The 14,129-nt window shown below is 55.6% G+C and carries 13 protein-coding genes; 12 read left to right on the forward strand and 1 reads right to left on the reverse strand.

The window, feature by feature from the left end; all coding sequences use genetic code 11:
- Positions 1–24: 24 nt before the first annotated feature.
- Positions 25–1,161 (reverse strand): ISAs1 family transposase, encoded by a 1,137-nt coding sequence (locus AB5Y84_RS13300; protein WP_024943479.1) that lies wholly within the window; start codon positions 1,159–1,161, stop codon positions 25–27.
- A gap of 94 nt (positions 1,162–1,255) precedes the next feature.
- Here AB5Y84_RS13300 and AB5Y84_RS13305 point away from each other — a divergent pair, with 94 nt between their 5' ends.
- The 12 genes from AB5Y84_RS13305 (at position 1,256) to hycI (ending at position 14,049) form a co-directional block, all read left to right on the forward strand.
- A complete protein-coding gene (locus AB5Y84_RS13305; protein WP_368177132.1) occupies positions 1,256–1,867 on the forward strand; it encodes a hypothetical protein in 612 nt (203 codons plus the stop codon).
- Between the two features lie 45 nt (positions 1,868–1,912).
- Positions 1,913–2,167, forward strand: coding sequence for an AAA family ATPase (locus AB5Y84_RS13310; protein WP_368177133.1), 255 nt, complete (start codon positions 1,913–1,915; stop codon positions 2,165–2,167).
- Positions 2,168–2,320: 153 nt separating this feature from the next.
- Positions 2,321–3,565 (forward strand): ATP-dependent endonuclease, encoded by a 1,245-nt coding sequence (locus AB5Y84_RS13315; RefSeq protein ID WP_368177134.1) that lies wholly within the window; start codon positions 2,321–2,323, stop codon positions 3,563–3,565.
- A gap of 479 nt (positions 3,566–4,044) precedes the next feature.
- Positions 4,045–5,913: a low affinity potassium transporter Kup gene (gene kup / locus AB5Y84_RS13320; RefSeq protein WP_128816029.1), complete on the forward strand. Its 1,869-nt coding sequence runs from the start codon at positions 4,045–4,047 to the stop codon at positions 5,911–5,913.
- 545 nt (positions 5,914–6,458) lie between these two features.
- Entirely contained in the window at positions 6,459–7,124 is a 666-nt protein-coding gene (locus AB5Y84_RS13325; RefSeq protein ID WP_047435270.1) for a 4Fe-4S dicluster domain-containing protein, read from the forward strand.
- Complete coding sequence (hyfB, locus tag AB5Y84_RS13330; RefSeq protein ID WP_368177135.1) at positions 7,124–8,995, forward strand: hydrogenase 4 subunit B; 1,872 nt, start codon at positions 7,124–7,126, stop codon at positions 8,993–8,995. The genes AB5Y84_RS13325 and hyfB overlap by 1 nt, the downstream gene beginning before the upstream one ends.
- Position 8,996: 1 nt before the next feature.
- Positions 8,997–9,950 (forward strand): respiratory chain complex I subunit 1 family protein, encoded by a 954-nt coding sequence (locus AB5Y84_RS13335; RefSeq protein WP_368177136.1) that lies wholly within the window; start codon positions 8,997–8,999, stop codon positions 9,948–9,950.
- An 80-nt stretch (positions 9,951–10,030) separates the two neighbouring features.
- Positions 10,031–11,749, forward strand: a complete 1,719-nt coding sequence (locus AB5Y84_RS13340; RefSeq protein WP_040065714.1) for an NADH-quinone oxidoreductase subunit C — start codon at positions 10,031–10,033, stop codon at positions 11,747–11,749.
- A gap of 9 nt (positions 11,750–11,758) precedes the next feature.
- Positions 11,759–12,337 carry a formate hydrogenlyase complex iron-sulfur subunit gene (locus tag AB5Y84_RS13345; protein WP_005333322.1) on the forward strand — a complete coding sequence of 193 codons (579 nt, stop codon included), beginning with the start codon at positions 11,759–11,761 and terminating at the stop codon, positions 12,335–12,337.
- Complete coding sequence (locus AB5Y84_RS13350; RefSeq protein ID WP_005301886.1) at positions 12,337–13,152, forward strand: NADH-quinone oxidoreductase subunit B family protein; 816 nt, start codon at positions 12,337–12,339, stop codon at positions 13,150–13,152. Before AB5Y84_RS13345 ends, AB5Y84_RS13350 begins: the two co-directional genes overlap by 1 nt.
- Entirely contained in the window at positions 13,145–13,558 is a 414-nt protein-coding gene (locus AB5Y84_RS13355) for a formate hydrogenlyase maturation HycH family protein (protein WP_040065718.1), read from the forward strand. Before AB5Y84_RS13350 ends, AB5Y84_RS13355 begins: the two co-directional genes overlap by 8 nt.
- Positions 13,558–14,049: a hydrogenase maturation peptidase HycI gene (hycI, locus tag AB5Y84_RS13360; RefSeq protein WP_338711568.1), complete on the forward strand. Its 492-nt coding sequence runs from the start codon at positions 13,558–13,560 to the stop codon at positions 14,047–14,049. The genes AB5Y84_RS13355 and hycI overlap by 1 nt, the downstream gene beginning before the upstream one ends.
- Positions 14,050–14,129 lie beyond the last annotated feature (80 nt).

The following is a 14,129-nucleotide window of genomic DNA, read 5'->3' on the forward strand; positions in this document are numbered from 1 at the left end:
CAGGGCGAGAGCGTGAACATATTGTTAAATTGACTTCAATTCAGCCAGCCCTGAATCCAATACCTTTTCCAGATATGGGCTGCTCATGCCCGCAAATTGCTGCTTCTTCCGCAAGCTTGCCTTACGGCTGGTTTCGGCTCGCAGCATGTTTTGCGCCATGTGTCGTGCACAGGCCAATATTTGAGGGGCATCACCTCGATATATCTGGCAGGCATCCTCATTCATCACGACATCCAGAACCCAGTGCAGGCTATTTTCAATTGCCCAGTGCCCTCGTACCGCTGAAGCAAACTGCTCTGGTGTCAGTTCAGCCGAGCTGATGTAGTAGCGATACTCCATCGAAAATTTTTCCATATTTTCAATTCGATAGGATATTGCGACACCGACAGTCTTCAGCGATTTCCACTCTGGAAATTGCTCTGATAGTGCTCCGGCTGGTAACACATGGTACTCGCGGCCATCGATGCGACCGTGCTCTTTCTCGACACTGAGCGTTTCTTCACTCAGCGGCTTCTTGGTCGACTCGGCCAGAGCTGCGCGTACTGCATTATGCAGTGTGGGCTGGTTACCTTTTACCGCCAGCAAGTAGTCGCCACCGCCCTTGACTATGGTTGAGGCTATTCCAGTCTGGCAGCCCATGGCATCGATGGATACCAGGCAGCCTTTTATATCGAGGAGTGCCAGTAATTCAGGAATGGCGGTGATTTCGTTAGATTTCTCATCTGTTTTGACTTGCCCGAGCACCAGACGATTCTCAGCGGCAAAGGCACTGACCATATGAATGGTAGACTGACGACTGTCTCGGTCGTAAGAGCTGCGTAAGGTCTTGCCGTCAATGGCAATCAGCTCACCATCGGTACGTTCTGATGTTGCTTGCATCCAGCGGACGAAGGCGTTCTGGAATTGCTCCGGTTGAATACGGGAGATGATCCTGGCTATGGTGTCGTGAACAGGTAATCCGTTATGAAACAATCCATTACGCTGAAACCATTCCAGATGTGCCTCGCCGAAAAGCTCGATATCTTCCCAACCTTGAGCTCCACCAATAGCAGCACAGACGGTGAGAAAAACCACATCGAAGAAGGGGTACGCGATTTTGGTTGTCTGACGAGGGTCTTCAAGTTCGGAGAAGAATTGGGTAAATGCCGCTTGATGGTTCATGACGAAACTCCCGTAAAAGAGAGTATAAGATCACACCCTGTTCGGTCGGTCAAATCCTCGTGCCCTGCTTAAAAAACGTTCGCGATCTTGCCCTGTGTATGAAGATTTGGCAAGTAAGCTGTTACATATAGCAAAGACATCAAAATACTCAGTTGCTCTAAGTGCACTTATTAGCTTAAGTTTTTTGTTTTCATCTTTAAAAACAAATGCGCAGCTTAGCATACTATATTTTCTTACAAATTCAGATAGAGTGGTTTTTAGACGCAAGGCATATACACTTATGCTTGAGCACTATCATGATGATTACAAAAACATATTAATGCAATCTTGGCAAAGTTATCAAGAAATAGAATGCTGTCGTCTTATGATTGAACAGCTTGATGCCATATCATTATTACAATTTCGTCACGATTTATGCAACAAATGCAATGCAGGATGGCTTATATCAAAGCTATATATAAAGCTAGGAAAAGCACATCCTGAGCTTCTAAGCGAGTTGCGACATATTAATAGTGATGCATACTGCTATTGCTTATGGATATTGAATTTGAAATTACCCTCGGTCTCTGCAGGGGAGCTTATTGATAAATCCCATGAGCAAAGTTTTTTAATTTGGTGCTTGGGTAGATTAGCAGAGTGGGACCTTATAATGGATGTTTTTAATCTATCTAATTTAGCTCCTCAAGATATATCGTCGCCAACTTAATTATCTTCTATTTTATTAAAATTCAAAACCAACTGGAAATATATAATGAAACTAGCTGCGTTACTAATTAAAAATTTCAAAGGTATTAGTTCTGAAGTTAAAATTCTCATAGATAATGTGGTTGTTTTAATCGGCCCTAATAACTGTAGAAAATCTACTATTTTAGATGCATATGAGGCATACTGCTCTGTTGGCGCTGAACTTTCCCTTGACTATTTTCACAATCAAAATGATTCATTACCAATCTCTATAACTGGTATTTTTAACGATATCTCAACCGATGATATTGATAGTATCTGACAAGAATGGCTTATAAAAGACGATGTCGAGTTTGGAGATTGCACTAAGGTTAAATTCGTTTGGGAAAAAGCAGATGAAAAAGCCAAAAAATATAGCTTTAGTAATAAAATTAATGACTTTAAGACTGGTGGTTCTGGTGGTTTTAACTCAATCTTGAGTAGTAGACTGCCAATGCCTATACGAATAAATCCAACCGATACAACTGATGCACTAGAACTGATAGTGAAAGAATTAATCTCTAAAAATGCTGCATCAAAAATAAAACAAGATAAGTCAAAGGTTGCCAAGATACTGGCAGAAATTGATGTCCTAGCTAAAGAAGTCGAAAGTGAATTATCAAATGATATATCCAAGATAAGCGCTAGTATCCAAGCTGAAGTAGATACAATGTTTAGTGGAATGAGCGTTGTCTTCGAAACCGGCGTAGGTAAATTTGACCCAGAGAAGGCAATTAAAGAAGGAAGCCGTTTCATATTTGAAAATAATGGAAGTTCAGCGCCGTTATCAAATCAAGGGTCCGGAGTACAACGATCCTTTCTTTGGGCTGCGATAAAAACACTAAGCTCTCAAGGTCTACTTAAAAATGGCAGAACACCGATACCAGCCGAAAGACAAAAAGTATTGCTAATTGATGAGCCAGAAATAAACATGCATCCAGCAGTAATAAGATCCGCTTGCGAAGCAATATATTCATTAGCTAGTTTAGATGGCTGGCAGGTTATCTGTACAACCCATTCTCCAATTTTTATAGACTTAACTAAAGATCACACAACTCTAATAAAAGTATCCAATACTAACTCAGACGTCCTTTATTACCAGACAGACAAATCATGTTTCTCTCCAGAGGAAAAAGATAACTTAAAAATTTTAAATCGCTGCTGTCCAACTGTTAATGAGTTTTTCTTCTATGATACATCTTTGCTTGTTGAAGGTGATACAGAATATTTGGCTTATCAAGATCAAATAAAAACTCATAATCTCTCTATGACACATTGCGTTATCAATTGTCGAGGAAAGGCTAACATTCCAACCTTCATTAAAATATTTAACCAGTTTGGTGCAAAAGCTATCGCGATCCATGATTTAGACACGAAGTACCTTGGTAATGGAAACAAAAATGCAATGTGGACTATAAACGAAAAAATCAGGCTTGCTGCTGATGAAACTCAAGGTAGAGTAAAAACCTTGGTTCATATTCCAGACTTTGAAGGATATTACCTTGATGAGACGCCCCAAAAAGACAAACCATATAACTTATTTCAACATATAACATCAGCTGATTTTTCAACAAATCAAAAATATGCACGACTAAGAACATCATTATTAGACATCGAAGCCGGCACTCATACTGGAATATATTCACATTCATTCGAACTGGAAAAACATGTACTAAAATAACAAATATTTACTAATGACCGTCGTCACGGCGGTCATGTTCCTACCCCTGACTAAATAAAGACTCCATTGCTACCCAACGCCCTCCCCTTTGCCATCCTGCACGCAATTAATTGCGTCATTATTTGATCGTCTTTTTATCACCCACCTCGATAAAAATACTGGCCCAACATATCCACAGATAAAACAATCAGTTGCCTGCATTACCGCGTTATATTTCAATCGCCGGATAATTAATTCTCTTACTCAAATTGAACTTTTGATTATTTATAACTGAGCATAGTCCCGCAGAGTGTGTGTCATTATAAGCTTAATGACAGATGAACAGACTGTGTTCCATGACAAGCAGATCACTATTCCGTTAGCGCCCTTTCCCATCGCAATCCATTAATTCTCTCCCGATTAAATATCACGACTCTCTTGGTAGGTCGGGCAGCTGTGCGTTGGCAAACGTGTAAACATCAAACTGACAAGATGAACTCATGAACTGTGATAAACAACAAGCCACTCCCGGCGTTATGCTGGCGGCGATTGGCGTAGTCTATGGCGATATCGGCACCAGCCCGCTCTATACCTTGCGCGAGTGCCTGTCAGGTCAATTCGGATTCGGCGTCGAGCCCGCCTCCATCCTCGGCTTTCTCTCGCTGATCTTCTGGCTGCTGATCCTGGTGGTGTCGGTCAAGTACCTCTCCTTTGTGATGCGGGCCGACAACGCCGGTGAGGGTGGTATTCTCACCCTGATGTCGCTGGCGACCCGCAACGCCTCCACCCGCTGGACGCCGCTGCTGATCATCCTCGGCCTGATTGGTGGCAGCTTCTTCTATGGTGAGGTGGTGATCACCCCGGCGATGTCGGTGATGTCGGCCATCGAGGGTCTGAGCATTCTCACCCCCGCCCTCGACCCCTATATCGTCACCCTCTCGGTGCTGGTGCTGACCCTGCTGTTCGCCATCCAGAAACATGGCACCGCCATGGTGGGCAAGCTGTTTGCCCCCATCATGCTGATCTGGTTTATGACGCTGGCGGTGCTGGGGCTGCGCGGCATCATCCATAACCCCGAGGTGCTGGGTGCGCTCAACCCCATCTGGGCAGTGCGCTTCTTTATCCAGTACCAGACCACCTCCTTCTTTGCCCTCGGCGCCGTGGTGCTGGCTATCACCGGGGTGGAGGCGCTCTACGCGGATATGGGCCACTTTGGCAAGAATCCCATTCGCCTCGCCTGGTTTATCGTGGTGCTGCCGTCGCTGGTGCTCAACTACTTCGGTCAGGGTGCGCTGCTGCTAAGCAATCCCGCCGCCATTGCCAACCCCTTCTTCCTGCTCGCCCCGAAATGGGCGCTAGTACCGCTGCTGCTCTTGGCAACCATGGCGACGGTGATCGCCTCGCAGGCGGTGATCTCCGGGGTCTTTTCGCTGACCCGGCAGGCAGTGCGGCTCGGTTATCTCTCCCCCATTCGCATCGTTCACACCTCCGAGCAGGAATCCGGCCAGATCTATATTCCGGTCATCAACTGGATGCTCTATATCTCGGTGGTGATCGTCATCATGAGCTTCGAGCACTCCAGCAATCTGGCGGCGGCCTACGGCATCGCGGTGACCGGCACCATGGTGCTCACCTCGATTCTCTCCTGCTCGGTGGCCAAGAACAGCTGGCACTGGAACAAGTATCTGGTGGCTATCCTGTTTGCTGCGCTGCTCTGTATCGACGTGCCGCTGTTTGCCGCCAACCTTGCCAAGATCTTCTCCGGCGGCTGGCTGCCGCTCACCCTGGGCGCAGTGATGTTCACCGTGATGACCAGCTGGAAGAGCGAGCGTTTCCAGCTTATTCGTCGCCTGAACGAGCACGGCAACTCCCTGGAGCCCATGATCGCCTCGCTGGAAAAATCCCCGCCGACCCGGGTGGCCGGCACTGCGGTCTATATGTCGCGGGTGGTCAATGTGATCCCCCATGCGCTGCTCCATAACCTCAAGCACAACAAGGTGCTGCACGAGCGGATCATCCTGCTCACCCTGCGGGTGGAAGAGGTGCCCTACGTCCACAATGTGCGCCGGGTCTGCATCGAGCAGCTCTCCCCCACCTTCTGGCGGGTGGTGGCAAGCTACGGCTGGCGCGAGACCCCGAACGTGGAGGAGATCTTCCACCGCTGCAACGCCGAGGGGCTGAGCTGCCGGATGATGGAGACCTCGTTCTTTATGGCCCACGAGTCGCTCATCATGAAAGACCGCCCCTGGTATCTCTATCTGCGCGGCAAGCTCTTTATGCTGCTGCAGCGCAACGCCCTGCGCGCCCCGGATCAGTTCGAGATCCCACCCAACCGGGTTATCGAGCTGGGATCCCAGGTGGATATCTGATGGCGGGTTGATGGCCTCTTAAAGGCATAGAAAACCTCGACAAGTAGAGAGGGAGGCATTGGCCTCCCTCTCTTGTTTCCGTTAACCCCGATTACCGCTCCCTCATCCCCAGCCCTTCTCCCGCAAGGGGAGAAGGGAGCAAACCACATCGCCCCCCATAGACATCCCACCGTAGGGTGCAACAAGCGCAGCGCCGTGCACCGCGAACATATGGCTGACCTCCCCCCTCATCCCCCGCCCTTCTCCCACGAGGAGAGAAGGGGGCAAACCACCGTGGCCATATGTTGCCAACGGTGCAATTCACTGCGTTCTTTGCACCCTACCCATGCTGCGTTTTCCAAGGTGACGAACCCTCTTGGCGGCTTCGTCACAAGTGACGAACGTCACAGTTCGACAGCCACATCCGCGCGTTCACTCACCCACATGAAGATTTTTATTCATTTAAAAACAGCCACTTAAAATCAATTTCGCTGCAAGAACCATTCTGGCCCGTATCTTGCCAACCTGCCCCTACTTTCTCCGTTCGCGACACGACAAGGTAGGCTATGAACCGCTTCGTTATCGCTGACCCCAAGCTTTGTATCGGCTGTGGCACCTGTATGGCGGCCTGCAGCGAGGTACACAAGGCGCAAGGTTTGCAGCAAGCCCCCCGTTTAACTGTTATGCGACACGAGCAGGCGACCATGCCGGTTCAGTGCCGTCACTGTGACGATGCCCCCTGCATCAAGGTGTGCCCGGTCGAGGCAATTCGCCAGACCGGCGATTGCGTGCAACTCAACGAGTCGCTCTGCATTGGCTGCAATCTCTGCGCCGTTGCATGCCCCTTTGGCGCCATCCAGAGCGGCGGCAGCCGTCCGGTAGCCGTGGCCAACAGCTACGACACCTATATCCCCTGCTCCATCCGCTCCAGCAACCCCTCAACTTCCGCAGGCCTGCGCTGCTTTGGCGAGGATCTGCTGAGCTGGGAGCCGGGAGTGCGCAGCATCGCCGTCAAGTGCGACCTGTGCGAGTTTCGCGCCGACGGCCCGGCCTGTGTCGGAGCCTGCCCCTCCCAGGCACTGAAGCTGGTCAATGACGGCGACACCGAACGCGCCGCCCGTATCCGTCGCCAGCAAGCGGCCGACACCAACCCGCAAGGGGCTTCTGCCTTCTCGGCGCCTGCCACGGCGCTCCCTGCATCCGATTTATCCACCACAGAGGGAGTTCGCTGATGTTGTCCCCCCTTGTTATGGCCACGCTCCTGCTCTTTTTGCTGGGCGCTGCCGCCGGTTTGGTGCTGCAAAAGCTGCCCGCACTGGCCAACCGACTCAACAGCGGCCTTGCCCTGCTGGGGTCGCTCGCGGGTCTGGTCGCCGCCATCCAGATCTTTGCTCAAGGCGCCCCCGTCGACGGCCTGCTCTGGCTGCTAGGCTCGGTGCACCTCGACATGCTGGCCGCGCTGATGCTGCTGGTGATTAGCACAGTCGGCGTCGCCGTCGCCCTCTACTCCTTTGCCTATATCCGCGAATATCAGGGCAAGGGGGATGTGGCCATCGGCGCGCTGATGAACCTCTTCCTCTTTGCCATGGTGGGCATGGTGCTGGCCGACAATGCGCTCGGTTTCTTGCTCTGCTACGAGCTGGTGACCCTCACCACCTACTGGCTGGTCAAGACCAACCCGGATGCTGCCAAACAGAGCCGTCTCTACTTGGTGATGAACCATATCGGCATGGCACTGGTGCTGATCGCCTTCTGGCTGCTCTGCCGCGAAAGCGGCTCGCTGGAGTTCGCCGCGCTGCGCGAGCACCATCTGGCGGGCGCCCTGGCCTCCTTGGTGTTCCTGCTCAGCTTCTGCGGCTTTGGCCTGCGCGCCGGTTTCGTGCCGCTGCACGGCTGGCTGCCGGTGGCCGAGCCCGTTGCGCCGTCCCATATCTCGGCGCTGATGTCCGGCGTCATGGTGAAGCTGGGTCTCTTTGGCATTTTGCGGGTCAGTATCGATTTTCTCGGCGCCAGCCAGCTCTGGTGGGGCTATGTGGTGCTGATCTTCGGTGCCTGCTCGGCAGTGCTCGGAGTGCTGTTTGCGCTGGCCGAGCACGATCTCAAGCGGCTGCTCGCCTACCACACGGTGGAGAACATAGGCATCATCCTGATGGGGATGGGCATCGGCATGATCGGCATCGCAAACCAGCAACCGGCACTGGTGGTGCTGGGGCTGCTCGGCGCCCTCTATCACCTGCTCAACCACGCCATCTTCAAGAGCCTGCTCTTTATGGGCACCGGCTCGGTGATGTTCCGCCTGCACACCCGTGACATGGACAAGATGGGGGGGCTGGCCAAACTGATGCCGTGGACCGCGCTGGCGTTCCTGATCGGTGCCATGGCCATTTCGGCGCTGCCGCCGCTCAACGGCTTTGTCAGCGAGTGGTTTATCTACCAGTCGCTGCTCTCCATGACCAAACTCGGCACCTCTGTCGTTGCGCCGCTCGCGGTAGTGATGCTGGCGGTAACCGGCGCCATGGCGGTGATGTGTTTCGTCAAGGTGTATGGCATCTGCTTCTGCGGCGCCCCGCGCAGCGAGAAGGCGAGCCACGCCCGCGAAGTGCCGGGAGCCATGGTGGCAGGCACCCTGCTGCTGGCTGCGGTCTGTCTGGCTCTGGGTCTGGGCGCCCCCTGGATTGCCCCCCATATCGCCAGCTATGGCCAAGCCTTGGTAAGCGGCCAAATGAACGTGGCCACTGGCGCCACCCTGCTGCCACTCGACAGCTCACAGGCGATCCTCTCACCACCCGTTATCGCCATCACCTTGCTGGGGCTGTTCCTCATTCCGCTGCTGGTACTGGCCATCTTCAAGGGGCCCAAGCTGGGTCGTCGTCACGCTGGCACCCCGTGGGCTTGTGGTTACACCTACGAGGAGCGCATGAGCCTCACCTCTGGCGGTGTCACCCACACCTTGCGCCAACTCTGCGCGCCGCTCTATCGCAAGCAGCCGCAGCTCGATCTGGCCACCACCCTGCACGGGGTGAGCGATACCAGCGGAATGACCGGCTGGCTGCTGCACGCCATTGTGCTGGCGCTCTTTATCCTGATGGCAGTAGGAGTCTGATATGCCTGTTCTTGAAATGCCGAGCTGGGGCATGGTTGCCCTCGCCCTGACCCAGGCCATCGCCATGCTGGCGCTGGCGCCGCTCGCCACCGGTTTTAACCGGGTGCTGCGGGCCAAGATGCACTCCCGTCAGGGGCCGGGCCTGCTGCAGGATTACCGGGATATCGCCAAGCTCCTGCGCCGCCAGGAGGTGACCCCCGAGCCTGCCGGCATCATCTTCAACCTGATGCCTGCGCTGCTCATCGCCGCCCTCTTGCTGGTAGGGATGGCGCTGCCGACCCTGACTCATGAGTCCCCCTTCCCCATTGCCGGGGATCTCATCACCGACATCTATCTGTTCGCCATCTTCCGCTTCTTCTTCTCCCTCTCGGGACTCGACAGCGGCAGCATGTTTGCAGGGATCGGTGCCCGCCGCGAACTGACCCTCGGCATTCTGGTAGAACCCATTCTGGTGCTCGCCTGCTTCATCATGGCGATGATGGTGGGCAGCTCGGATCTGGGCAATATCAGCAACTATGTGGCGACCCAGCCACTGGCCGCGCCCATCGCCACCCTGCTGGCGGGCGCCGCCTGCGCCTTCGCGGTGTTTGTCGAGATGGGCAAGCTGCCCTTTGACTGCGCCGAAGCCGAGCAGGAGCTGCAAGAAGGGCCGCTCACCGAGTATTCCGGTGCGGGGCTGGCCCTGCTCAAGCTCTCCATCGGCCTCAAGCAACTGGTGGTGGTGCAGCTCTTTCTGGTCATTTTCCTCCCCTTCGGCAAGGCGGCCAACTGGAGTCTGCCTGCGCTCATCGGCGCGGCACTGATCCTCGCCTGCAAGCTGCTGGTGGCCTTTTTGCTGGCTGGCATCATCGAAAACGCCATGGCCCGTACCCAGTTCGTGCGCACCCACAAGCTCACCCGCTTTGGGCTGGGGCTGGCCCTGCTGGCGCTGCTCGCCTATCTGGTCGGGGTCTGAATCATGCCCGCCAGCACAGCAATTTTTTCCGATTTCATCATTTGTGAATGCTCATTCCCGAACATTAAAGTGAGAACTGCATGACCATCGCCATTTCGGATCGCATCGGCTGCGACTACATCCAGCAGGTGCGAGCACAACTGCCCCACGCCATCGTCGACGAGGAGTGGCAAACCGCCGATCAGGCCACCATTACCGTCAAGCCCACCAGTCTGGTCGAGACGGCCAGCCTGATCTTCCATCAGCTGGGGGGCTGGCTTCCGCTCTCCTTTGCAAATGACGAGCGCAGCCTCAACGGCCACTTCGCCGTCTACCACGTCTTCTCCATGGAGGGCGACACCAAGTGCTGGATCACCGTCAAGGTGCTGGTGGATGCAGATACCCAGGAGTACCCCTCCATCACCCCGACCATTCCGGCGGCGGTGTGGGGCGAGCGGGAGATCCGCGACATGTACGGCCTGCGCGCCATCGGTCTGCCGGACGAACGTCGTCTGGTACTGCCGGACGACTGGCCGGAGGATATCCATCCCCTGCGCAAGGACGCCATGGATTATCGCCAGCGCCCGATGCCCACCACCGACACCGAGACCTACCCCTTCGTCAACGAGCTCGGCAGTGATGCCAACCGCATCGTGCCGGTCGGCCCGCTGCACATCACCTCGGACGAGCCGGGCCACTTTCGTCTGTTCGTCGATGGGGAAGACATCATCGATGCCGACTACCGCCTCTTCTATGTCCATCGCGGCATGGAGAAGCTGGCGGAAACCCGCATGGGCTACAACGAAGTGGCGTTTCTGACCGACCGGGTCTGCGGCATCTGCGGCTTTACCCACAGTGTCGCCTACACCACCTCGGTAGAGAACGCCATGGGTATTCCGGTGCCGGAGCGGGCCAAGATGATCCGCGCCGTGCTGCTGGAAGTGGAGCGCCTGCACAGCCATATCCTCAACATCGGCCTGTCGAGCCACTTCACCGGTTTCGACACCGGCTTCATGCAGTTTTTCCGGGTGCGGGAGAAATCCATGACCCTGGCCGAGCTGCTCACCGGTGCCCGCAAGACCTATGGTCTCAACCTGATTGGCGGGGTGCGCCGCGACATCTTCAAGGAAGATCGCATCAAGGGTGCCCAGCTGGTGCGCGAGCTCCGTGACGAGCTCAAACCCCTGGTGGCCATGCTGCTGGATACCGCCAACATCTCCTCCCGCCTCATCGGTATCGGCAAGCTCGAGCCACAAATTGCCCGCGATTTCAGCTGCGTCGGCCCCATGGTGCGGGCGAGCGGCTTCAAGCGTGACGTGCGTCGGGTCCACGATTTTGCCGGCTACCGCGAGCTGCCGATGGAGATCCAGACCAAGGCGGGTTGCGATGTGCAATCCCGGGTGCTGGTGCGTATCCACGAGCTCTACGACTCCCTCGACATGATTGAGTTCGGCCTGGAGCACCTGCCGGAAGGGCCGCTTTTGACCGAAGGCTTCACCTATCAACCGGGCAAGTTTGCGCTGGGCTTTACCGAGGCGCCCCGCGGCGAGAACGTCCACTGGAGCATGACCGGGGATAACCAGAAGCTGTTCCGCTGGCGCTGCCGCGCCGCCACCTACGCCAATTGGCCTGCTCTGCGCTACATGCTGCGCGGCAATACCGTGGCGGATGCGCCGCTGATTATCGGCAGTCTGGATCCCTGCTACTCCTGTACCGACCGGGTCACCCTGGTCGACCCCAAGAAGGGCAAATCCACCGTGGTCTCCTACAAGGAGATCGAGCGCTACGGCATCGATCGCAAAAACTCTCCGCTGAAATAAGGGGTCATCATGATCAAGCTGTTCAAGACCATCCTCAAGGCTGGCACCCCGACCGCCAAGTACCCCTTCGCCCCTTACGAGGTGAACCGGGATTTTCGCGGCAAACCCAAATATCAGGCGGATCAGTGCATCGCCTGCGCCGCCTGCACCAAGGCCTGCCCGGCCAATGCGCTGGTGATGGAAGTGGACATGGAGACCGGCGAACGACGCTGGGAGATCTCCATGGCGCGCTGCATCTTCTGCGGCCGCTGCGAGGAGGTCTGCCCGACCCGCGCCATCGCCCTCTCCCCCGAGTTCGAACTGGCGGTAACCAACAAGGCGGATCTCTATGAGGAGGCCCGCTTCGCGCTGGCCCCCTGCACCCTGTGCGGCACCTACTTTGCCCCGAGCAAGCTGGTGGCGCTGGTGGAGGACACACTCAAGCAGGCAGGCACACCGCTGGCTCGCGATGCCAAGCCGCTAGCGCCGCCAGAGCGACTGCACCACTGCCCCGACTGCAAACGAAAACAGAGCATGCTGAGCCAGCCTGACTCGGCCCTGATCACACCGATAGCCACACCGATGGCCGCACAAAAGGAGTGGATGTGATGAGCAAGATCAAAGGCATAGAACCGGTTGTCGGCCATGCCCATACCCGCGCTGTACCGCTGGCACAGGATCCCGAGATCACCAAACTCAAGAAGACCCTGCTCAAGGACATTCGCCGCTCGGCCTATGTCTACCGGGTCGATTGCGGCGGCTGCAACGCCTGCGAGATCGAGATCTTCGCCACCATCACCCCGCTGTTCGATGCCGAGCGTTTCGGCATCAAGGTGGTCGCCTCCCCCCGCCACGCCGACATCCTGCTCTTTACCGGCGCGGTGACCCGGGCGATGCGGGTTCCGGCCCTGCGCGCCTACGAGGCGGCGCCCGATCCCAAGATCTGTATCGCCTACGGCGCCTGCGGCTGTGACGGCGGCATCTTCCACGACCTCTACTGCGTCTGGGGCGGCACCGACAAGATTGTGCCGGTGGATGTCTATATCCCCGGCTGCCCCCCCACACCGGCAGCCACCATCTACGGCTTTGCGGTGGCGCTCGGTCTGCTTGAGCAGAAACTCAAAGCCACCAGCCACGAGGTGCAACCGGGTGAACGGGTCGAGCTGCGCCACACCGGCATCCCCAACGAAATTCGGGTGATGATCGAGCGCGAAGCGCGCCGCATGGCCGGTTATCGGCAGGGGCGGATCATCGCCGACGAGTTTATGGCCCTGCTCGAAGGGGCGACCCAGCAGGATGTGGATCTGCGCATCCAGAGCTACCTCGATCAGCACGACGATCCCCGTCTGGCGGAGATCGTCAACAACCTCGCAAATGCCTGCCTCAACCGGGCGGCCGGCAAGGGAGAGGCGGTGCATGGCTGACGAGGTTTTCTTCTATCGCCTCTCGCGCAAGTTCGTCGACGAGCAGTTTGACGTGCCGGAAGAGGCAAAGGAGGTGATGTACTACAGCCTCGCCATCGGCCACCACCTCGGTATCGTCGATTGCCTGCGAGCAGACCTGGTCTGCTCGCTGATCGGTTATCGCGACTGGGTGGCCAAGCTGCCAGAGGGGAGTGAAGCGCGCCGCAAGATGGAGGGATTTCTCACCTTTGGCGAGATCACCATCTATCGCGAGCACTGCCATATGCTGGCCTGCGCCTTCGACCGACTGCGCAAAGCCGACAATCTACTCGATGAGCAGGAGCTGGGCTGGACCAACACCTTTATGGATCAGCTCACCGCCCTCTTTAACGACCCCCATATGTACTTGATGGTAAGGAGCCGCTGATGGGCTGCAATCTCGTGTTGACCGTGGGCAATGCCATGATGGGGGACGACGGTGCCGGCCCCTATCTCGCCGACAAGCTGCAAGCCGCACCCCTGCCCGGCTGGATCCATATCGACGGCGGCATCGCGCCGGAAAATGTGGTCTACAAGGTGCGGGAGCTGCAACCGGAGCGGGTGGTGCTGGTGGATGCCGCCGAGATCGGCGAGAAGGCGGGAACCCTGCAGGTGATCCCCCCCGAGACCATCGCCGAGATGTTTATCTTCTCGACCCACAATATGCCGCTCAATTTCCTGATCGACGAGCTCAAGACCTTTGTCCCAGAGGTGATCTTTGTCGGGGTACAACCGGCCATCGTGGCGTTCTCTTTCCCGATGACCGAGATGGTGAGCGAGGCGATGGATTATCTTTATCAGCACCTTGATGCAGCCAAGGATACCGACTTGTTAATAGAGAAACTGGAGCAGTGGAATATTGCCAACGCCAAGCGATGATTATTTATCGAGTTGTTAACGACCGTTATTGACTGACGCTTTTGGCAATGTGATCGAGGCCCGATGTTAAATTAAAAACA

Source organism: Aeromonas sp. s11 (genome assembly GCF_040907945.1).
GTDB classification, from domain to species: domain Bacteria; phylum Pseudomonadota; class Gammaproteobacteria; order Enterobacterales; family Aeromonadaceae; genus Aeromonas; species Aeromonas veronii.

Coding starts and splice junctions, on each gene's coding strand:
- AB5Y84_RS13350 (WP_005301886.1), top strand. CDS start 12,337: ATGAGCAAGATCAAAGGCATAGAACCGGTTGTCGGCCATGCCCATACC.
- hycI (WP_338711568.1), top strand. CDS start 13,558: ATGGGCTGCAATCTCGTGTTGACCGTGGGCAATGCCATGATGGGGGAC.
- hyfB (WP_368177135.1), top strand. CDS start 7,124: ATGTTGTCCCCCCTTGTTATGGCCACGCTCCTGCTCTTTTTGCTGGGC.
- AB5Y84_RS13340 (WP_040065714.1), top strand. CDS start 10,031: ATGACCATCGCCATTTCGGATCGCATCGGCTGCGACTACATCCAGCAG.
- AB5Y84_RS13300 (WP_024943479.1), bottom strand. CDS start 1,161: ATGAACCATCAAGCGGCATTTACCCAATTCTTCTCCGAACTTGAAGAC.
- AB5Y84_RS13310 (WP_368177133.1), top strand. CDS start 1,913: ATGAAACTAGCTGCGTTACTAATTAAAAATTTCAAAGGTATTAGTTCT.
- AB5Y84_RS13325 (WP_047435270.1), top strand. CDS start 6,459: ATGAACCGCTTCGTTATCGCTGACCCCAAGCTTTGTATCGGCTGTGGC.
- AB5Y84_RS13335 (WP_368177136.1), top strand. CDS start 8,997: ATGCCTGTTCTTGAAATGCCGAGCTGGGGCATGGTTGCCCTCGCCCTG.
- AB5Y84_RS13355 (WP_040065718.1), top strand. CDS start 13,145: ATGGCTGACGAGGTTTTCTTCTATCGCCTCTCGCGCAAGTTCGTCGAC.
- AB5Y84_RS13345 (WP_005333322.1), top strand. CDS start 11,759: ATGATCAAGCTGTTCAAGACCATCCTCAAGGCTGGCACCCCGACCGCC.
- kup (WP_128816029.1), top strand. CDS start 4,045: ATGAACTGTGATAAACAACAAGCCACTCCCGGCGTTATGCTGGCGGCG.